Source organism: Cytobacillus sp. NJ13, assembly GCA_030348385.1.
GTDB lineage: Bacteria > Bacillota > Bacilli > Bacillales > Cytobacillaceae > Cytobacillus.
The window spans coordinates 3,370,273-3,389,819 of the sequence record JAUCFP010000006.1; the positions used below are offsets into that span (position 1 = coordinate 3,370,273).

The window sequence follows — 19,547 nt, forward strand, 5'->3', positions numbered from 1 at the left end:
CAGCACAAAAATACATTAACCCTTCTTTTCATGATGCTGGCGGGAACGCATGTATTTAAGGCAATCTGCTGGAGATGCCATACGCTGAAATAAGGAAAATAGAATTTTATATCGTTCTTCCATGGCTCTTTTGACAATGTAGTCGATCCTGTCATCTTTTAAATCGAATAATATTTCGTCCATTTCCCGCTTAATGAGATACTCCATTTCTTTTAGCTCTTTCTGATTTAATAGCATTCCAATCATTTTGGTGGCCTCCAATGAATTATTCAATTTGTTTTCTGTAGTATTTTTCCATATAGGATTTATTATGAGTAAATTTTTTATTCATGGAAGAGACAAGTTCAGCATAGGTATGGATTAGGAAGGTATCGGACGAGGTGAATTGTTATGAACTTTTTTTATGTATTGAATGGTAAGTCATTAAAACAAATTTCGCTGGTTGTCATTGCAGCATTTTTCACGGCTTGGTTCCTCTATATGCAGAGCATTGTGCACTTGCCTGCTTTTTCGACCAAAGACGGGCCTAAAGCGATATACAAAGGGGAAAAGGATTTAGCCCTCACCTTTAATATAGGCTGGGGGGATTTAAAAGCAGAGCCCATACTGGATATTCTCAAAAAAGAGAATGTTAAATCTGCGACTTTTTTTCTTGCTGGCTCCTGGGCCGAACGCCATCCGGATTTAGTTTCAAGAATCGTGAAAGAAGGTTATGAAGTTGGAATTTTGGGCTATGGCTATGAAGATTATACAGAGCTTGAAGAAGATAAGATCAGGAGAGACCTTGCAAAGGCGCAGGAAGCATTTAGAAAGCTGAATATTAAAGACATTAAGCTTGTGCGCGCCCCAACAGGACACTTTGACCAGAAAACGTTAAAGGTTGCTGAAAGGATGGGCTATACCGTTGTCCATTGGAGCGTTGATTCAAAGGATTGGACCAATCCGGGTGCAGAGAGGATTGCAGAGAATGTATCAAAAGCTAAAAAAGGAGATATTGTACTTCTGCATGCATCCGATTCTGCAAAACAAACAGCCAAAGCTCTTCCGCTCATTTTAAATGATGTAAAATCCAAGGGGCTCAATTTCGTTTCCGTTTCTGAAATGATTGCTAATGCGGAGACGAAGACAAGTGAAATAAAATAGAAAAGCGGAAGCGCCTTGCCCACCCCCGACAAGCACAAGACGAACCTCCCGGAAAGGTGTCCTTTACCTTTTTGGGAGGTTTGGCTTGTGACCTCGAGGGGGTAGGCGCTGGAGCTAGACAGTTATCGACATTCAAAATTCTATACTTATTTATAAACAAAAGCCATCCGTTACTTGGATGGCTTTTTAGCTATATTGCTTCTTTGTTTTTGAGAATCTTCATTTAGTTTATGAAGGATAAGCAGCTGATAGGTGTTGCAGACTAGTAATGGGAACAGCATTAGATATAGCCAGCTTTCCTCATTTACCCTTAAAACCGGCACCCACTCAATGGCGGTTACAACCACCATAAAGAATACTGCAGGAATAAACGCATGCTGATTGGTCTGCTTTGCTTTAATTGCTGCAACCGTAAGCGCGACAATAAGAAGAAAAGCCGCTAAGCCAATATACGGAAGCATGCTGTCTCCCCCGCCCGCAAAAGCCTTATAGCGGAAGTAAACCAAGTCAAACAAAGCAAATAAAATAAGGACAATCTGAATAGGGTTCCACAATCCTTTAAAAATTCCCAGCCCGAAGCGGTGTACTGTCAAATAAGCAAAAAAGCCCATTTGGCTAATGATACTGAATATTAATCCTACACCTATAAGCCAGAAGAATACCGACAGAATCTCAAGGAAATCGAAGTCAGTAAAAATAGGCGCAAATTCATCCCAGCGCACAATAAATCCGACAACTCCAGTAGTTAATCCTCCAACTAAAAGAGTTGATATAAAAAGCTTTACCCAATTACGGCTAGTCAATTTATTTTTCCCCCATAATAAATAAATTCATTCTTTATGATTGTACCAACCAAAGTTTGAAAAATCTAGGCATTGTATTTCCAGCGCATAATATTTGCTGAATTTCTTCATTCTAAGGGTAAGGACACCTCTGAAAGGAGCTTCATTATGATAAAAAAATTCCGTTTGCTCCTTCCATTAGCGCTAGTGTTTTTCATATCAGGCTGCGGCCAAGGTGAAACGGGCAACGGCCAAATGGATTATGAGCAAACCAAAAAAATGGTTGTAGATATATTAAAGACCGATGAAGGAAAAAAGGCACTCGAAGAATTGATGACTGATGAAAAAATGCAGCAAAAGATGGTCATGGACCAGAAGGTTGTGGCTGATACCATTGAAAAAACCCTAACCTCTGATAAAGGTACAGAGTTTTGGAAGAAGTCCTTTGATGATCCAAAGTTTGCCGAAAGCATGGCAAAAAGTATGCAGAAAGAAAATGAGCAGCTCTTAAAAGATCTTATGAAAGACCCTGAATACCGGGGAATGATGATAGAGGTACTTAAAGATCCCGAACTCGAAAAAGAAGTTACAGATGTCCTTAAAAGCAAGGAATATCGGGAGCATATACAGAAAGTTATGACCGAGACATTTGAAAGCCCGCTTTTTAAAGCGAAAATTCAGGACATTCTTCTGAAAGCAGCAGAGGAAACGAAGAGCGGCGGTCAGCAAGGCGGCGAAAGCGGCGGTGAAGGCGGCGGCCAGGGAGCAGACCAAGGAGGCGGCGGTGGCGGCCAGGGAGGCGGAGCATAACTCCTTTAAAGTGAAAACCTCTTCCATTTCGGAAGAGGTTTCTTTTATTACTTGCTTTCAATTGTTTGGATAACTTTGCGGGCGATATCCGTATAAATTTGTCCAAGCTTATGGTCTTTATCATAAATGGACGGAGCGAAGTCTTCTTCATTCCAATCAGGCTGCTGAAGAGGCAGCTGGCCAAGCACTTCTGTCCGCAGTTCCTCAGCAAGCTTTTCACCGCCGCCTTGACCAAATACATGCTCTCTTTCACCAGTCAATTGGCTCTCGAAGTAGGCCATGTTCTCAATAACACCCAGGATTTCATGCTCAGTGCGAAGTGCCATAGCACCAGCTCTCGCAGCAACAAATGCGGCTGTAGGATGCGGAGTTGTCACAACGATCTCCTTGCAGGATGGGAGCATTGTGTGCACATCCAGGGCAACATCCCCCGTACCCGGAGGCAAATCAAGAAGAAGGTAATCCAAATCGCCCCATTCTACTTCATTGAAGAAGCTGTTCAGCATTTTGCCAAGCATTGGGCCCCTCCAGATAATTGGTGCATTATCTTCTACAAAGAATCCCATTGAGATCACTTTTACTCCAAAACGTTCAACCGGCAGAATTCGTTCTCCTCTGACCACGGGGCGCTTTGTAATGCCCATCATATCCGGAACGCTGAATCCATAAATATCGGCATCGATCAGGCCGACCTTTTTCCCTAACCTTGCCAGGGATACAGCCAGGTTTACAGATACCGTGGATTTGCCGACCCCTCCTTTTCCGCTGGCAATGGCAATAAACTCAGTTTTATTTCCAGGAGAAAGCAGGCCTTTGTCTTCCTCAGACGCTGCCTCTCTATATTGTGAAAGCACTTCATCAGGAAGATCGCTGAAGCGTATGCCAACGGTTGCGGCTCCTGCTTCTTTTAAAAGATTGACGACTTGAGTCTGAAGCTGAAGCTGTTCAGCTGTACCTGTCTTGGCGATTTGAATCTTGACGCTGACATGGTTCTTTTCTTCCTTGATTTTAATTTCTTCAATGGCGTTAAGTTCGCCCAATGTTCTATGTATAAATGGTTCCTGCAAGCCGCTTAAAGCTTCTTTGACTTTCTGTTCAGTTAACATACATTGCACCCGCCTTCTGAATTCGTTTCCATTTTAGTATAACATATTGAATATTCTATACAGTTAATTCTATCACACCAGAAATACATTCACTATTTCCCTGCATCAATAAAAAGAAAAGGCACTTTCTCAGCACCTTTTCATTCCCATGTTTCGGTCAGTTCTTTTTCATTGGTATAGTAGCGCATGATTCCATTGTAAATGGAGGCAGCGATTTTATCCTGATATTCATCAGTTTTCAGATTGGCCCGTTCCCCCGGATTTGATAAGAATCCCACTTCTACTAGGACACCTGGCTTTTTGGCGTATTTTAAAATGAATACATTGTTTAAAGGCTTCGAGTTCCGCTTGGTATTCTCCAGGTTGCGGCGGAGTTCGTCCTGAATGAATTTTGCGGCTTTGGCATTTTCCTTAATCCCCGGAGCATAGAAAGTCTGTGCTCCGCTCCACCTGGGGGAAGGAATTGAATTTAAATGAATGCTGACATAAAAATCAGAATTAGAAGTATTTATCATTTCAAGCCGTTTCTTCAGGTCTTCTACTTTTCTCCGGCTGTAACCTCTGGTTCCCTCTGGTGCGAGGTCTCTGTCTTCCTCCCTCGTCATCAGCACAAGTGCTCCCTGCTCCTGGAGGTAATCCCTTACTTTTAATGATACATCCAGTGCGATATCTTTTTCGAGAGCACCTTCATCCCCTGCCCCGCCATCCGGGCCGCCATGGCCGGGATCAAGCAAGATGATCTTTCCTGTTAAAGGCAGATTCCACGATTCCCAGGAATCATCATCCGTAAAGTCATATTGCAAAATTAGAAAAAGGACGATAAGCCCGATCGCAAACCCGCCTATTTTTAATTTTTTCTTCATATGTCCTAATCAGTCCCTCCTGCTTATCCTCATTTCAATATATGGGACAAGATGGAGATCTAGAACTTCGATCAGGACAGCCTTTTCATCAATTCACTTTTCAGTGGAGACGCAATTTATGCCTTCTCTCCCCTTTATTGAATCCTTCCGACCACCAGCTGCTTACATATTGCTCACACATATAATAAAGGGATTCGCTCATTACCGCTTCTGAACCATGACCCCAATAAAGGAAAAAGTTATATAGTGTATCCACTAAATGCTTATACTCTTTTTCACATCTATGGCGGACTTGATCCAGCGATTCGCCATAGCGCCCAAAACGGCTGTAGTTGGCCCCAAGCAAATAGGCTTCAATCGCAACATCATAGCAGGCCTCCTCAATTCCGGTATTCATCATCAGACCGGAGACAAATCTGGAAGAGCCAAAAAATTGCTGTACTTTCTCTTTTAACGCTTTTATCGAAATTTCCCGAAGGACTGATTTTTCATATTTGATTTGCTTTTCTCTTTTTTTCTCTTTGAACGTTGTTATGACAGTCACTGCTTTCTCACCCCTTGAAGATAGTCTTTATCTGCAGCGGGAGAGAAATGCAAAAAGCAGCCGCGAATCGGGCTGCCAATTTTTTATCAGAAAAGCGGAAGGCGCCCGCTTATCGGCGACAAGCATAAGAAAAGCCGGCTGAAAGGTTGTTCTTTACCTTTTGGACGGATTGGCTTAGACCCGAGAGCCGATGGCGCCTGAAGCTAGACAGTTATCTAACTTCAGGATTAATTCTTATTTTTTTAGAAAAGCACCAGCCGGAGCTGATGCTTTAAAAACACTTTTATCGAATCTGTCCATTTCCGGTCATGAGATATTTGCGGGTTGTTAATGCCGGCAGCCCCATTGGTCCTCTCGCATGGAGCTTCTGTGTGGATATGCCAATTTCAGCACCAAAGCCAAGAGCGCCTCCATCTGTGAATCTGGTCGAAGCATTATGATACAATGCCGCAGCATCTGTCAGCTGCATGAACTTTTTGGCTGTTTCCCCATTTTCCGTAATAATCGCCTCAGAATGCTTTGTTCCATATTGGTCAATATGATCGATGGCCTGTTCAAGACAATTAACGGTTTTTACCGCCAAATCAAGGCTTAAATATTCATTTTCCCAATCGCTATCACCAGCTGGCACCACATCAGGCAGTGCAGCAGCTGCAGGCTCATCACCATGTACGGTTATCCCGTGCTTCTTCAGAACTTCTGCAAGCAATTCTTTATGCAGGTTAAGCCATCCTTCATGAACAATCATCGTTTCTGCTGCATTACAGACTGCCGGACGGTCTGTTTTGGCATTAATCAGGATATTGATCGCTTTTTCAGCCTCCGCTTCCTTATCCACATAGATATGGCAGTTTCCAACTCCTGTTTCGAGTACAGGCACCGTCGCATTCTCAACCACTGCTTTAATAAGGGATGCGCCGCCTCTCGGAATTAAGACATCAATATGCTCTTTCATTGTGAACAGCTGCTTTGTCGCTTCTCTGTCTGCTGCGGCAATGAATTGAACAGCTTCTTTAGGTATCTTAGTTTTTTCAAGAGCATCATGAATGATCTCAACTATAGCCTGATTCGAATTCAGGGCTGATGATCCGCCTTTTAGGACAATGGCATTTCCTGATTTCAAAGCAAGACCTGCCGCATCGGCTGTTACATTGGGTCTTGCTTCATATATCATTCCGATGACACCAAGCGGAACACGGACCTCTTCCACCTTCAGCCCATTATCCAAAGTCCAGCCAGACATGACGTCTCCAATCGGATCGGGAAGTTCAGCTACCCGGCGAAGGCCAGCTGCAAATTCAAAAACCCGCTCTTTAGATAATGACAGCCGATCTATATATGCCTCTTCGAATCCTTTTTCCTTGCCGTTATTTAGATCGGCCATATTGGCTGCAAGAATTGATTCATATCCAGTTTCCAAAGCATCTGCAACTGTATGGAGTGCTTCGTTCTTTTCTTCCGTTGTTAAAATACCTAAAGTTCTGGCAGCCTTCCTGGCCTTTTTTGCCTGTTCTTCTATATTATTTATCCTTACTGCTGATGCAGTAGTCATTGAATCCCTCCTAATAGTTTAAACAAGTGCCGGCAGTTTAAAGTCGCGGGAACATACAAACGTTTCCTGAGCAATGGCCGGTTCAAGCTCTTCATCTGCTGTATGGTCACTTAACTGTTCGTTTGAATAATTAATGCGGCCGAGGCCGATTTCTTTTCCCTCTTCATCCAGAATGCGGACAACTGCGCCATCCTTAAATCGCCCTTTTACTTCCTGAATATCAGAGCGATACAGGTTTTCTTGATGTTCCACAATGGCCTCTATCCCATGGGAACTGATAGTCACCTTGCCTTCAGGGCCTGAGTGGAATGCAATCCACTGTTTCTGATTATCCAGATTGAACGCATCCGGTTCCGGCTTAAAGCAGGTTCCTTTTGCCCTGCCTTCCACAGCTTCCATTAAGATATGTTCCCTACCTGCTTTACCTAAAAAGGAGTCAATTCCCGCAGCCATCGCAATTTTCACCGCCTGGATTTTTGACTTCATGCCGCCTGTTCCTACAGCACTTCCAGATCCTCCTGCAGCAGCTTCAATTTCAGGTGTAATGCTGTGCACCCTCTCCAGAAGGTTTGCATCGGGATTGTCATTGGGGTTGCTGTCGTAGAGGCCGTCAATGTCTGATAAAATAATAAGTAAATCAGCATCGATCAGACCGGCCACTTTTGCCGCCAGGGTATCATTGTCCCCGAAGCGCAAACGGTCAACCGTAACCGTGTCATTTTCATTTATAATCGGGATGATACCGCGCTCAAGCAGCACATTCATGGTGTTATGCATGTTGCCATAACGCTTTTCATCAGAGAAATCGCTTCTTGTAATCAAGATTTGTGAAGCTACATATCCGTGAGATAAAAAGAGTTCTGAGTAAGATTCCATTAATAAGCCCTGGCCAATTGAAGCTGCAGCCTGTTTTTCCGGAAGGGAAGAAGGACGGTCAAGGCAGCCTAGCTTCCGATAGCCTGCTGCTACAGCACCTGATGACACAACAGCTGTTTCATAGCCAGCATCCTTCAGCTCGACAATTTGCTCCGCAAATTTTTCAAGCTTTCTGCGGCTGATCTCCCCATGCATGCTTGTTAGTGAGCTGCTTCCGATCTTAATAACAACTCTTTTTATCTGCTTTTCTTTAATCAACATCCAATACCTCCTGTGAACTTATAATTCCCATCTCCCTTAGGAAGTGACAAGGGCGCCTTCCAATTCTTTGCTGATCTCCTTTGAACGTTTGGCGGCATGCTCCACTGCCTGTGTGATGGCTTCGCCTCCATTGTATTTCCTTAAGGCTTCAAGTCCTGAAGCGGTCGTGCCATTTGGAGAAGTCACTTTCTCTCTAAGAGAAGTTGGAGCTTCTTCCTTTTCAAGCACCATCTTAGCTGCTCCAAAAATCGTCTGGGCGACAATTTTTCGTACGGTCTCTTCATCCATACCTTTTTGTACCCCTACCCGCTCCATATTTTCCATCAAATAATAGAAGTATGCAGGGCCGCTTCCAGCTAAACCCGTAAAAACATCCATTTGGTCTTCATCGATAAGATAGACTTCCCCCATGCATTCCAGCAATTCCTTAACCAATTCGACATTGGCCATGCTGGTTTTCTTGCCTGCCACGACAGCCGTCGCAGATTCCTGAATCATGCTCGAAGTATTCGGCATCACACGCACAACCTGCTGTCCCGGATTTAAATGGTCTTCCATGAACTCAGTTGTAATGCCTGCCAAAACAGAAAGAATCACCTGGCCGGGATGTAATTTATCTTTAATCGAACAAAGGGCTTCCTCTGCACCTTTTGGTTTCATGGCTAAAATGAATAAATCGATCTTCTCAAATGGAAGCTCGCTTTGCGGCATCACACTCACACCGTACTTATCATGAATCTCTTCCAGTCTGTCTCCATTGCTCCTATTCGTTACAAATACTCGATCGGGTGACATTTTTTCTGCTGTAATGACTCCCGAAATCATTGATTCCGCCATTGATCCTGCTCCTAAAAAAGCAATTGTTTTATTGGCTAACATGGACATCCTCCTTAAGATGAACAACCTGTTCGTATAACCGTTCGTATTTTATCAACGTTATCTATCGTAACATGCTCAAATACATATTCAAGGGTATGAGGGAAAGACGGGAGGATATGGGCGAGATAGTGAATGAAAACGTTAACATCAGCTGCCTAAGATTCGGTAAGGCTCTCTCAGCGTGAATAATCCCTTCTGAAGACGATATTTGCTGAAATAAAATTTTCCATTTATTATATATCTTGCTCAAGCAAAAGTGGCAGTGAAAAGACGAGCACCTTTATTATGCTTAACACCGGCTGGATAATGCTCACTTAAATAAGAGGACTTTTATGTAATAAAAAAGACCCCAGCTATTGGCTAAGAGTCTTGTGCCATGAACTTCAAACTAGGTGCTTAATATAACCGCTGATTATTATAAAGCAAATCAGATGTTAGAAAAGCTCCTACTGGCGGCAGCCCGCCTGTGTTGGTTGGGGGTCCGGTAAGAGGAATATCTGTAGCAGCTACCCATTCTCCACTCTCCCCTGCCTGTAAAGAAGGAGCCTTCATGAGAAATCTTCCACTTACTATTAAATGACGGATCCTAATGGCTGGATCATCAAAGTTTTGCAATAAACCAGAAAATGAAGCAAAAGGGGTATCAAAACTAACCCTTTGTGTGTTTTCATCCCAAGCTCCAGTGATTTGAAGCGGTGTACCTCTGAAATTGGCTGTACCCGTTATCCTATTGCCTGAGATCGAATCAAGTGTAAGAACACCCATTACCATGGGTCTTCCTGCAATATTGGTGCTAAGTCCCCATCGCGACGGAATGGGCAAACTTAACGAAGTATTTTGAGCGGCATTCAAAGCAATCTCTCCTTTAACATATGGACCTAGTTAAAGTATATGCAACACAAAGCTATTTGGAGATTATCAGCCAAAATGTGAATCTAATTGCTCTGCTATTCCTTGAGTCTGATGGTGAAGATGAAAGTCATTAAGCAGGCGGAATAGGGGATAACAATAAATAAGACCCCACAAAAGTTGAGAGTCTTTGTAACGAGGATTAATGCTTTACGAACTGAAGAGCACGGCTAAGAATTTACTTTCCTCCATCTCATGCAGAGTTCTGATTCAAATTTATTGGCCACTTCGATTCTTGGCATGCTTTTCTTTTAAATGCATCTATCAGGAGACAATTTGTATACTTTCCCCTGAGATCCATAGCCAATGAGTTCAGCAAAACCCTTTATTTATGGAAAAAAGTGTGGAGCAGGTCAGACTAATACTTTTTAAACAATAAAAAAAACCCCCAACCAAAAAGTTGAGAGTCTTTGTAACATCGAAAATTAACGCTTTGAGAACTGAGGAGCACGACGAGCACCTTTAAGACCGTATTTCTTACGCTCTTTCATACGTGCGTCACGAGTTAATAGTCCTGCGCGCTTTAATGTTGGACGGAATTCTGGATCTGCTTGAAGCAATGCACGAGCGATGCCGTGGCGGATTGCGCCAGCTTGACCAGTGTATCCACCGCCGTTTACATTTACAAGAATGTCGTAGCTGTTAACAGTTTCAGTAGCTACAAGCGGCTGTTTTACAACTTCACGTAAAGCTGCAAAAGGAATGTAATCTGTGATTTCACGACCATTGATGATGATTTTACCGTCGCCTGGAACTAAACGAACACGTGCAACGGAGCTCTTACGACGACCAGTACCAATATATTGAACCTGTGCCAAGTTAATAACCTCCCTAAAAATTATCCACGAAGTTCGTAAACTTCAGGTTGTTGTGCTTGGTGCTTATGTTCGCTACCAGCATATACGTGTAATTTCTTGAACATTTGACGACCAAGAGAGTTCTTTGGAAGCATGCCTTTAATTGCAAGCTCAAGCATTCTCTCAGGGTAGTTTGTACGCATTTCAAGAGCAGTTCTTGTTTTTAGACCGCCTGGGTGCATGCTGTGACGGTAGTAGATCTTGTCAGTAAGCTTTTTCCCAGTAAGTTCGATTTTTGAAGCATTGATAAGAATTACATGATCACCAGTATCAACATGTGGTGTATAAGTTGGTTTATGTTTACCACGTAGAATTGATGCAACTTCACTAGCAAGACGACCAAGAGTTTTGCCTTCAGCATCAATCACGTACCATTTACGCTCGATATTGTTTGAATTCGCCATAAACGTTGTACGCATCAGTTTCCCTCCTAATAATTCCATTCATAATCATTTTTTGGTTTATCTATTCGACACAATAAGTTCCGGGGCTTATCGTGGTTTTAATAATAATACCATATGCTATAATATAACTTTGACAGTCCAATGTCAAGCGAATGTTACACCTGGTTTAGTTGTTTTAAAATCTTTTTTTATATGAGTTTGGCTTTACAACGCGCCCTCGCGGTTCCTCATTTGTTTTTTCCAAAATTTTAATAAAAAACTTTCCACAAATATAAACCTTGGGGAGGCGCTGTTTTTCCTGCAGCTGATCTGTTTTTTCCCATAAGAACAGATGGCATGGAATCGGGGTCTCTTTCCCCTGTGCCAACTTCAAGAAGTGTGCCGGCCAGGATGCGGACCATATTATATAAGAATCCGGTGCCTCTAAAGCAGAAGATGAGCATATCCCCTTCTTCAGCCACTTGGATTTCCTGAAGTTCCCTGACCTTATCTTCCACTTCCGTCTTGGCGGAGCAGAAGCTTGTAAAATCATGTGTCCCTATTAAATCTGCTGCCGCTTGTTTGATAGCATCCGTATTTAAGTGATACGGGTACTGACAGGCATAATGGCGTTTAAAAGGGTCTCTCCTGGATGTTCGATGCACGAAGTACCGGTATTCCTTCCCTTTCGCATCAAAACGGACATGAAAGTCATCAGACACTGTCTCCGTCCCTATGATGGCCACATCATCCGGCAGCAGTGAATTAAGGGCGATTTCCCATTTTTCAATAGGAATATTCAAAGGGGAATCGAAATGGATCACCTGGCCCCTTGCATGGACACCCGCATCGGTTCTGCCTGAGGCAGTAACCTTGATGTCTTCTCCTTTATGAAGCTTCTTTAAGGCCCTTTCCAGCTCTCCCTGTACAGTCCGCTTGCCAGGCTGCACCTGATAGCCTGCAAAATGGGTGCCGTCATACGTCACATTACATTTAAATCTTTGCATAAGGTCACCCCATTACGTCCTTAGCAGGATTAACACCAGGGTCAGGGCTGCAAGCATTGCCAGCATTGCCGTATCCTTTAGACCCCAGTTAAGCTGCCTGTATTTCGTTCTGCCTTCCCCGCCTCTATAGCCGCGTGACTCCATCGCTACAGCAAGCTCTTCAGCCCGTTTAAACGAACTGACGAACAAAGGAATCAGCAGAGGAATAATGGCTTTAATACGGTCTTTAATCGGACCGCTTGTAAAATCAACTCCCCTGGCTGTCTGAGCTTTCATGATTTTATCCGTTTCCTGCATGAGTGTCGGGATAAAGCGAAGAGAAATCGACATCATTAAAGCCAGTTCATGCACAGGAAACTTGATTTTATTCAATGGAGCCAGCAGGCTTTCCAGACCATCCGTAATTTCAATCGGGGTCGTGGTCAAAGTCAGAATGGAAGTCATCAGAATGAGCAGGAAGAAGCGCAATGATATGAAAATCCCCTGTCTCAAGCCTTCCTCATAGATTGTAATCCATCCAAACCGGAAGAGAACTTCACCCTCTTTTGTCAAAAACAAGTGCAGGAATAATGTAAAAATAACAAGCAGAAGGACCGGCTTTAACCCTGTATAGATAAACCGGATCGGCACCTTCGATAAAGCGATCATCAAAAAGGTGTAAACCGTCAGTAAGCCGTATGTCAGCATATTATTTGCCAGGAAGACAATGCACACGAATAAGAAAATAAGGACTAGCTTAGAACGGGGATCCATCCTGTGCAGGACAGACTCGGCCGGAACATAGCGCCCAAAAATCATTTTATCCATCATTTAGCTGCCCCCCTTTTCATCGCAGCAGCAATCTCATCCGTCAGCTCATCCATTGTCAGACATGTCTTAGAGAAACGGATGTTAAGTGATTTTTCCATTTTCAGCTGAAAACGGACAACCTCCGGAACATCGAGGCCAAGCTTAAGCAAGCCTTCCGGTGAAGAAAAGATTTCTTTAGGCGTGCCCTTTTTGTACACTTCCCCGTTATGCATGATGACAATCTGATCAGCATAGCGGGAGGCGTCCTCCATGCTATGTGTAACGAGCACCGTCGATAGCCCTCTTGTTCCATGCAGGCTGTAGAACATATCCATGATTTCTTTTCTGCCCCGCGGGTCAAGCCCTGCAGTAGGCTCATCCAGGACAATGACATCAGGCTCCATTGCCAGCACTCCGGCTATCGCCACCCGTCTCATTTGGCCCCCTGACAGGTCAAATGGGGACTTGCGCAGAATTTCTTCCGGCAGGCCAACCTGGCTAATGGCCGCTCTTGCTCTTTTTTTGGCTTCCTCTTCTGACACTCCGAAGTTCATCGGGCCAAAGCATATATCTTTCTCGACCGTTTCTTCAAACAGCTGATGCTCAGGAAATTGAAACACGATGCCGACCCTTTGACGGATTTCCTTCAGGTTTTTCTGTTTCTTTTGCGAAGTGATCAGCCGCTCTCCAATCACTACCTGGCCTTCTGTCGGCTTAAGCAGGGCATTTAAATGCTGGAGGACAGTCGATTTGCCTGATCCGGTATGCCCGATGATTGCCAGAAACGTGCCTGATGGAATATCAATGGTAACATCTTTTATTGCGAGGCGTTCAAATGGCGTATTGACCTGATACCGGTATTCTACATTTTGGAGTGAGATGTCCATAATTCTTCCACCAACTCTTCTTCAGATAAATAATGCCTTGATAACGGCAATCCTTTTTCTCTTAATATCTTGCTTAGCTTCACAGGAAAAGGAATATCCAGGCCCAGCTTTACAAGCTCTTCATCCATTTGAAAGATTTCCTCAGGTGTGCCTTCCCGATATAACTGTCCTTTGTTCATAACCACGATGCGGTCAGCCTTTGCAGCCTCTTCCAAATCATGTGTGATGGAGATGACTGTCATATGATAGTCCTGCTTAAGCTCTCTGACGGTTTCAAGCACCTCTTCACGACCTCTTGGATCAAGCATGGAGGTTGACTCGTCCAGAATAATAATGTCCGGCCTTAGGGCGATGACACCGGCAATGGCCACTCTCTGTTTCTGGCCGCCAGAAAGATGGTGCGGCTCTTGATTAAGAAATTGTGCCATTTTGACTTTCTCCAGTGATTGCGTAACACGCTGAACCATGTCATTTCTTTCAATTCCATGGTTTTCTAAACCAAAAGCCACATCATCCTGTACGGTCGTTCCGACAAACTGGTTATCCGGATTCTGAAAAACCATGCCGATCTTCTTTCTGGTTTCCCAGACGGTCTCTTCACTCAATGAAATTCCGCCTACTGTAATGCTTCCTTCCAACGGAAAGTGCAGACCATTCAGCAGTTTGGCAAGTGTTGATTTCCCGGAACCATTATGGCCTACAATTGCGAGCCATTCCCCTTTAACTATATTGAAAGAGACGTTGTGCAGCGCATATCCACCTTCTGCATCGTACTTAAACGAAACATTTTTCAATTCTACCAGCGGCTCGTTCATGTGAAGTCCTCCTCTCAGCTCTGCTTCTCTATTTCAGCTCTGCTCTAATATTTTTATCCTAATGAAAAAACCCGCCATTTTTGGCGAGCTTTAAATAGTTCGATAATAGGTTATGTTACCGGATAGCAAGCGCTGAATGATACCATTCTCCCACACTTGTAATACACAAGAAAATCTGGATTTCTGCTATCTAAGCTTATTGGATGCCTATTATGCCTCCCTATTAAAAGCTCATACTGACGCAGTATGGTGGTTGGTTCTTGCTAATGTATGACTGTTCAGAGACCTCGATTTCCTTATGGTTTATGAACAAACGAAATTTAAAAAAGCCTGCACCTCTTTCCGTCAGGCAGTAAACTGCCGGGCGCAAATCTTCTTTCCGGAAGAGGTGCATGAGCTAGACAAGACAGTGTACCAGGTGATGGGGAATCTATTACTCAACCATCCCTGTTTAATAGCTGTACATGCTCATCGTAACGCTCGTTTTTGGCCTGAAGTGGGTGTTCCTAACATATTAAGGAAACAGCCGCTTTTATAGAAAAAGGGCAAAGAACAAGTTCAATGAAACCGTCCCGCGCCCTTTCCTTAAAAAATTATACTAACTCGATGATTACCATTGGCGCACCGTCTCCACGACGAGGTCCAAGTTTCATAATACGAGTGTATCCGCCTTGGCGCTCTTCATAACGAGTTGCGATGTCGCTGAATAATTTTTGAACTGCATCCTGGTCAGTTTCAGCGTTAGCTACCTCATTGCGAACAAAAGCAGCTGCTTGACGGCGTGCATGCAAATCGCCGCGCTTTCCAAGAGTGATCATTTTCTCAACAACTGAACGAAGTTCTTTTGCACGAGCTTCAGTTGTTTCGATGCGCTCATTGATGATTAGATCTGTTGCTAAGTCACGCAGCATAGCTTTACGTTGTGAGCTAGTGCGTCCTAACTTTCTGTATCCCATGAAAGTTTCCCTCCTTTGTTGAAGTCATTCAATCTGCTGAAAGCTAACATATAAAGATGATGAATCAATTCACATCAATCGTCTTTGCGTAAGCCCAGTCCAAGATCTTCTAATTTATGTTTTACTTCCTCAAGTGACTTTCTGCCCAGGTTACGGACCTTCATCATATCCTCTTCAGTCTTATTGGCTAATTCCTGAACAGTATTGATGCCAGCACGCTTTAAGCAGTTGTAAGAACGTACAGATAAGTCAAGTTCTTCAATTGTCATCTCAAGTACTTTCTCTTTTTGGTCTTCTTCTTTTTCAACCATGATTTCGGCATTTTGAGCTTCATCAGTTAAACCGACAAAGATATTCAAATGCTCAGTTAAGATCTTCGCTCCAAGTGCAACCGCATCTTGAGGACCTGTACTTCCGTCAGTCCAAACATCGAATGTTAACTTATCATAGTTAGTCATTTGACCCACACGTGTATTCTCTACCTGATAAGAAATGCGAGATACTGGAGTGTAGATGGAATCGATAGGAATCACACCGATTGGCTGATCTTCTCTCTTGTTTTGGTCAGCTGGTGTATAGCCTCGTCCGCGTCTTGCAGTTAAACGCATGCGCAGGTGGGCATTCGAACCTAGAGTAGCAATATGAAGATCCGGATTAAGGATTTCAACATCGCTGTCATGAGTTACGTCAGCTGCCTTCACTACACCTTCACCCTGAACATCGATTTCCAATGTTTTTTCTTCATCAGAGTAGATTTTAAGTGCTAGTTTTTTAATGTTTAAAATGATAGATGTTACATCTTCTACGACGCCTTCAATTGTTGAGAACTCATGAAGTACCCCATCAATTTGGATCGATGTGACAGCGGCACCTGGGAGTGAGGATAAAAGGATACGACGTAAGGAGTTACCCAAAGTTGTACCATATCCACGCTCAAGTGGCTCGACGACGAACTTGCCGTACTTGGCATCATCGCTGATCTCAACCGTTTCGATTTTTGGTTTTTCTATTTCGATCATCAAAATATACCCTCCTTCAAAACGTCGAAACCCCGGCTAGCAATCTCTAACCGAAATTCCCCCATGTATACGTTCCCGTTTTGTGCACAACAACTGGAATAATTGTTCTGTATAACTAAAAAATTAGTATCATATCCCATTATAGACAAGGATACAAATTCTATACAGAAAAATTATACACGGCGGCGTTTTGGTGGACGACATCCGTTATGTGGAACTGGAGTTACGTCTCTGATAGCGGTAACTTCTAGACCAGCAGCTTGAAGAGCACGGATAGCAGCTTCACGTCCTGCACCAGGTCCTTTAACAGTTACTTCAAGGGATTTCATACCGTGTTCCTGAGAAGTTTTAGCTGCAGTTTCAGCTGCCATTTGCGCTGCGAATGGAGTAGATTTACGAGAACCTTTGAATCCAAGAGCTCCAGCACTTGACCAGGAAACAGCATTTCCATGAACATCAGTGATAGTTACGATTGTGTTATTGAAAGTAGAACGGATATGTGCAATACCTTGTTCAATATTCTTTTTCACACGACGCTTACGTGTATTAGTTTTACGAGCCATTTAAAGTACCTCCTTTACCGATTATTTCTTCTTGTTCGCTACAGTCTTACGAGGACCTTTGCGAGTACGAGCGTTGTTTTTTGTGTTTTGTCCGCGAACCGGTAAACCACGGCGATGACGTAGACCGCGATAGCTTCCGATCTCCATTAGACGTTTGATGTTAAGTGAAACCTCACGGCGAAGGTCACCTTCAACTTTTAATTTGTCGATGATGTCACGGATTTTGTTAAGTTCATCTTCCGTAAGATCACGAACACGAGTGTCTTCAGAAACACCAGCTTCAGCCAAAACTTTTTGAGCTGTAGATTTACCAATACCAAAGATATAAGTTAATGAGATTACTACACGTTTTTCACGTGGAACATCTACACCAGCAATACGTGCCATTGTATAAGCGCACCTCCTTCAAATTAACCTTGTTTTTGTTTATGTTTAGGGTTTTCACAGATAACCATTACTTTTCCACGTCTGCGGATAACTTTACACTTTTCGCAGATTGGTTTAACTGATGGTCTTACTTTCATTATCCTAACCTCCTTAATAGTACGGAGTGCAATGATTATTTAAAACGATATGTGATTCTACCGCGTGTTAAATCATATGGAGATAGCTCAACTGTTACTTTATCTCCAGGTAAAATGCGGATGAAGTGCATACGGATCTTACCGGATACATGTGCTAGCACTGTATGACCATTTTCTAATTCTACCTTAAACATTGCATTTGGCAAAGTATCAACAACTGTGCCTTCTATTTCAATTACATCGTCTTTCGCCATTGAACGATTCTCCCTTCTTCATGTCATATACGAATTCATTTGCATACTTTGCAAGCGCAAAGCGCAACTTTCCGTTTGTTACACGGCCGGTCTCCTCGAGACTGGTCTGAACTTCTGGAGAGATATAATTAAGCAATTGCAGATGCTGAATGTTCTTTTTCTTCGGGCGATCGAATTTCTTCCTGCCGCCGTCAGCAAGCAAAACAAGCCTTTCATCCACCAACCTTATAATTATAGCATATTGACCAGCGTCGCGCCCGTTTTTGATCAAAACAATTTGACCAGGCTGCGGAGTCGCATCAGAACCAACCAATGGAATCACCTGCACCTTAGGCTTTTGTTAATATTTCATAACCGGAATCAGTGATCGCTATTGTATGCTCAAAATGGGCACACCTTTTCCCGTCAACCGTCACAACTGTCCAGTTATCGGTTAAGGTTTTAACATAACGACTTCCTGCATTCACCATAGGCTCAATAGCAAGTACCATACCCGGCTTTAAGCGCGGCCCTCTGTTAGGCGGTCCATAATGAGGAATTTGAGGATCCTCATGTAAGTCTTGCCCTACACCATGGCCGACATACTCGCGTACAATGGAAAAGCCATTAGATTCCGCATACGTTTGGATAGCATGGGAGATGTTCGACAAGCGCTCACCCGGTTTTGCTTCTTCAAGACCCTTAAATAATGATTCCTCTGTCACATCCATAAGACGCTCAGATTCCTCATCAATTTGGCCAATAGCATAAGTCCAGGCTGAGTCACCATGATAACCGTTATATTTAGCACCGATATCAATGCTGATTATATCACCGTTATTTAAAACTCGATCACCAGGTATCCCATGAACAAGTTCATCATTAACTGAAGCACAAATGCTGCCGCGGAAACCATTATATCCTTTAAAAGATGGGATTGCATCGTGTTTACGGATAAACTGATCAGCAATATCATCCAGTTCGCGGGTTGTGATTCCGGGTAAAATATGTTTCTTCAGTTCCTGGTGTGTAAGTGCTACGATCCTGCCGGCCTCACGCATTATATCAAGTTCACGCGGGGTTTTGCAAATGATCATTGTAAGCCCCCGAGCAAAGCATCAAGATCAGAAAATACTTTATTAATATCTTGCTGACCATCAATATTGCGCAGATATCCTTTCGTTTCGTAGAAATCAAGCAACGGCTTTGTCTGTTTAATATTAACGTCAAGTCTATTCTGAACAGTAGCTTCATTATCATCAGCACGCTGATACAGCTCACCACTGCAGCGATCGCACACTCCGTCTTTCGCTGGCGGATTGAATACTAAGTGATAAGTGGCTCCGCAGTCTTTGCAGATGCGGCGTCCGGTAAGACGTTCCATTAGAATGCTCTGATCAACATCAATATTAATGACATAATCAATTTTCTTATTCAAATCAGAAAGGATGTTTTCAAGGGCATCTGCTTGGGCAACCGTTCTTGGGAAGCCATCCAGCAAAAAGCCTTTTTCGCAATCATCCTTGCTTAAGCGTTCACGGACAATGCCGATTGTTACTTCATCAGGAACAAGCTCGCCTTTATCCATGAATGATTTTGCTTTAAGGCCTAGGTCCGTTTCGTCTTTAATAGCCGCACGGAACATATCTCCAGTAGAGATATGAGGGATGCCGTATTTTTGGACGATCTTATCGGCTTGTGTACCTTTTCCGGCACCAGGGAGCCCCATTAAAACTAAATTCACGTCAATTTCCCCCTAGTCTCTAAATGGTATAAGGGAACGAAACGC

General features: G+C 43.3%; 26 protein-coding genes. 2 read left to right on the top strand and 24 right to left on the bottom strand.

Annotation, left to right across the window (positions count from 1 at the left end; genetic code table 11):
• Positions 1-15: 15 nt before the first annotated feature.
• Positions 16-246, bottom strand: coding sequence for a hypothetical protein (locus QUF73_16800; GenBank protein MDM5227810.1), 231 nt, complete (start codon positions 244-246; stop codon positions 16-18).
• A gap of 144 nt (positions 247-390) precedes the next feature.
• On the opposite strand from QUF73_16800, the gene pdaB reads away from it, so the two are divergent.
• A complete protein-coding gene (gene pdaB / locus QUF73_16805; protein MDM5227811.1) occupies positions 391-1,143 on the top strand; it encodes a polysaccharide deacetylase family sporulation protein PdaB in 753 nt (250 codons plus the stop codon).
• Between the two features lie 170 nt (positions 1,144-1,313).
• Here the strand turns inward: pdaB and QUF73_16810 are convergent, their stop codons facing one another.
• On the bottom strand, positions 1,314-1,946 hold the full coding sequence (locus QUF73_16810; GenBank protein ID MDM5227812.1) for a KinB-signaling pathway activation protein: 633 nt from the start codon (positions 1,944-1,946) through the stop codon (positions 1,314-1,316).
• 147 nt (positions 1,947-2,093) lie between these two features.
• Between QUF73_16810 and gerD the strand changes: the two genes are divergently transcribed.
• The gene (gene gerD / locus QUF73_16815) at positions 2,094-2,735 is read left to right on the top strand and encodes a spore germination lipoprotein GerD (protein ID MDM5227813.1); all 642 of its coding nucleotides are present in this window, start codon (positions 2,094-2,096) and stop codon (positions 2,733-2,735) included.
• Between the two features lie 47 nt (positions 2,736-2,782).
• On the opposite strand, the gene QUF73_16820 is transcribed toward gerD, so the two are convergent.
• From QUF73_16820 to QUF73_16925, 22 genes are all read right to left on the bottom strand, one after another.
• Complete coding sequence (locus tag QUF73_16820; protein MDM5227814.1) at positions 2,783-3,841, bottom strand: Mrp/NBP35 family ATP-binding protein; 1,059 nt, start codon at positions 3,839-3,841, stop codon at positions 2,783-2,785.
• A 140-nt stretch (positions 3,842-3,981) separates the two neighbouring features.
• Positions 3,982-4,704 carry an N-acetylmuramoyl-L-alanine amidase CwlD gene (gene cwlD, locus QUF73_16825; protein MDM5227815.1) on the bottom strand — a complete coding sequence of 241 codons (723 nt, stop codon included), beginning with the start codon at positions 4,702-4,704 and terminating at the stop codon, positions 3,982-3,984.
• Between the two features lie 100 nt (positions 4,705-4,804).
• Positions 4,805-5,248 (bottom strand): YbaK family protein, encoded by a 444-nt coding sequence (locus QUF73_16830; protein MDM5227816.1) that lies wholly within the window; start codon positions 5,246-5,248, stop codon positions 4,805-4,807.
• A gap of 283 nt (positions 5,249-5,531) precedes the next feature.
• Positions 5,532-6,800, bottom strand: a complete 1,269-nt coding sequence (locus QUF73_16835; protein MDM5227817.1) for a glutamate-5-semialdehyde dehydrogenase — start codon at positions 6,798-6,800, stop codon at positions 5,532-5,534.
• An 18-nt stretch (positions 6,801-6,818) separates the two neighbouring features.
• Positions 6,819-7,937 carry a glutamate 5-kinase gene (gene proB / locus QUF73_16840; GenBank protein ID MDM5227818.1) on the bottom strand — a complete coding sequence of 373 codons (1,119 nt, stop codon included), beginning with the start codon at positions 7,935-7,937 and terminating at the stop codon, positions 6,819-6,821.
• 36 nt (positions 7,938-7,973) lie between these two features.
• Positions 7,974-8,816 (bottom strand): pyrroline-5-carboxylate reductase, encoded by an 843-nt coding sequence (proC, locus tag QUF73_16845; protein ID MDM5227819.1) that lies wholly within the window; start codon positions 8,814-8,816, stop codon positions 7,974-7,976.
• Between the two features lie 396 nt (positions 8,817-9,212).
• Positions 9,213-9,668, bottom strand: a complete 456-nt coding sequence (locus QUF73_16850) for a hypothetical protein (protein ID MDM5227820.1) — start codon at positions 9,666-9,668, stop codon at positions 9,213-9,215.
• A gap of 482 nt (positions 9,669-10,150) precedes the next feature.
• Positions 10,151-10,543: a 30S ribosomal protein S9 gene (gene rpsI, locus QUF73_16855; GenBank protein MDM5227821.1), complete on the bottom strand. Its 393-nt coding sequence runs from the start codon at positions 10,541-10,543 to the stop codon at positions 10,151-10,153.
• A gap of 20 nt (positions 10,544-10,563) precedes the next feature.
• A complete protein-coding gene (gene rplM, locus QUF73_16860) occupies positions 10,564-11,001 on the bottom strand; it encodes a 50S ribosomal protein L13 (GenBank protein MDM5227822.1) in 438 nt (145 codons plus the stop codon).
• Between the two features lie 233 nt (positions 11,002-11,234).
• Positions 11,235-11,972 (bottom strand): tRNA pseudouridine(38-40) synthase TruA, encoded by a 738-nt coding sequence (gene truA, locus QUF73_16865; protein MDM5227823.1) that lies wholly within the window; start codon positions 11,970-11,972, stop codon positions 11,235-11,237.
• Between the two features lie 12 nt (positions 11,973-11,984).
• Complete coding sequence (locus tag QUF73_16870; GenBank protein MDM5227824.1) at positions 11,985-12,782, bottom strand: energy-coupling factor transporter transmembrane protein EcfT; 798 nt, start codon at positions 12,780-12,782, stop codon at positions 11,985-11,987.
• On the bottom strand, positions 12,779-13,648 hold the full coding sequence (locus tag QUF73_16875; GenBank protein ID MDM5227825.1) for an energy-coupling factor ABC transporter ATP-binding protein: 870 nt from the start codon (positions 13,646-13,648) through the stop codon (positions 12,779-12,781). Before QUF73_16875 ends, QUF73_16870 begins: the two co-directional genes overlap by 4 nt.
• A complete protein-coding gene (locus tag QUF73_16880) occupies positions 13,624-14,463 on the bottom strand; it encodes an energy-coupling factor ABC transporter ATP-binding protein (GenBank protein ID MDM5227826.1) in 840 nt (279 codons plus the stop codon). The genes QUF73_16875 and QUF73_16880 overlap by 25 nt, the downstream gene beginning before the upstream one ends.
• A 593-nt stretch (positions 14,464-15,056) precedes the next feature.
• Positions 15,057-15,419, bottom strand: a complete 363-nt coding sequence (gene rplQ, locus QUF73_16885) for a 50S ribosomal protein L17 (protein MDM5227827.1) — start codon at positions 15,417-15,419, stop codon at positions 15,057-15,059.
• A 74-nt stretch (positions 15,420-15,493) separates the two neighbouring features.
• Complete coding sequence (locus tag QUF73_16890; GenBank protein MDM5227828.1) at positions 15,494-16,438, bottom strand: DNA-directed RNA polymerase subunit alpha; 945 nt, start codon at positions 16,436-16,438, stop codon at positions 15,494-15,496.
• 173 nt (positions 16,439-16,611) lie between these two features.
• A complete protein-coding gene (gene rpsK, locus QUF73_16895) occupies positions 16,612-17,001 on the bottom strand; it encodes a 30S ribosomal protein S11 (GenBank protein ID MDM5227829.1) in 390 nt (129 codons plus the stop codon).
• Positions 17,002-17,022: 21 nt separating this feature from the next.
• Positions 17,023-17,388, bottom strand: coding sequence for a 30S ribosomal protein S13 (rpsM, locus tag QUF73_16900; protein MDM5227830.1), 366 nt, complete (start codon positions 17,386-17,388; stop codon positions 17,023-17,025).
• 23 nt (positions 17,389-17,411) lie between these two features.
• The gene (rpmJ, locus tag QUF73_16905; protein MDM5227831.1) at positions 17,412-17,525 is read right to left on the bottom strand and encodes a 50S ribosomal protein L36; all 114 of its coding nucleotides are present in this window, start codon (positions 17,523-17,525) and stop codon (positions 17,412-17,414) included.
• A 35-nt stretch (positions 17,526-17,560) separates the two neighbouring features.
• A complete protein-coding gene (gene infA / locus QUF73_16910) occupies positions 17,561-17,779 on the bottom strand; it encodes a translation initiation factor IF-1 (GenBank protein MDM5227832.1) in 219 nt (72 codons plus the stop codon).
• Complete coding sequence (locus QUF73_16915; GenBank protein MDM5227833.1) at positions 17,757-18,092, bottom strand: KOW domain-containing RNA-binding protein; 336 nt, start codon at positions 18,090-18,092, stop codon at positions 17,757-17,759. The genes infA and QUF73_16915 overlap by 23 nt, the downstream gene beginning before the upstream one ends.
• Before the next feature lie 16 nt (positions 18,093-18,108).
• A complete protein-coding gene (gene map / locus QUF73_16920) occupies positions 18,109-18,855 on the bottom strand; it encodes a type I methionyl aminopeptidase (protein ID MDM5227834.1) in 747 nt (248 codons plus the stop codon).
• On the bottom strand, positions 18,852-19,502 hold the full coding sequence (locus QUF73_16925) for an adenylate kinase (protein MDM5227835.1): 651 nt from the start codon (positions 19,500-19,502) through the stop codon (positions 18,852-18,854). The genes map and QUF73_16925 overlap by 4 nt, the downstream gene beginning before the upstream one ends.
• Positions 19,503-19,547: the final 45 nt, after the last annotated feature.